This is a genomic window from Nocardia sp. AB354, assembly GCF_049538315.1.
Lineage (GTDB): Bacteria > Actinomycetota > Actinomycetes > Mycobacteriales > Mycobacteriaceae > Nocardia > Nocardia nova.
Window position 1 is genome coordinate 1 of sequence record NZ_JBMVFU010000076.1, and the last position, 622, is coordinate 622.

The 622-nt window shown below is 69.3% G+C and carries 1 protein-coding gene; it reads right to left on the minus strand.

Annotated elements, in window-relative coordinates; genetic code table 11:
* A partial coding sequence (locus tag ACPCUW_RS35155; RefSeq protein ID WP_423429696.1) for a 2-oxo acid dehydrogenase subunit E2 occupies positions 1–622 on the minus strand: 622 nt, incomplete at both ends.

Sequence of the window (622 nt, forward strand, 5' to 3'; positions counted from 1 at the left end):
TAGTGCGATGGCGACGGCTTTGACCAGCAGATCGTTGACGCTGATCTTGCCGGCCCCGGTGTCGGCGAGTGTCTCGTTGATCCGGGCGCGGAATGCCAGGAGTTCGGTGACGTCGATGGCGCTGGTCAGATAGATGTGTGGCGCCTGCTGTTTGCTCTCGGTGAGGCGGGTGGCGGAGACACGCTGGATGGTGGTCAGGGGGATCTCGTCGTAGTCGCCCGTTGCCGGGGTGACACTGGTGCCCGGTTCCGTGCGTTCCGGTGCGGCGGTCGCGTGCGCAGTGGTGGAAGTCTTTGCCGCGTGGGCGTTTTCGACGTCGAGTCGGGTGATGCGTCCGCCGGGGCCGGTTCCCGTGACGGTCGTGATGTCGACACCGAGTTCCTGCGCGATCTTGCGCGCCAGGGGCGAGGATTTACGGCGGACGGCGTCGGAGGCGGCGGACGCAACAGACCCTGCCGGCGCCGCGCCGGCAGGGGACGGGCCGGGATGTGGCGCGGTCTGCCGTCGTTCCGATGCGATGTCGGCCTGCTCGATGCTCTGCCGTGCCGATGCGGGCTGGGTCTGCGGAACAGGCGCCGATGACGGTGCGGGTGCGGCGGCGGTCCCGCTGCCGTCGCCGAGG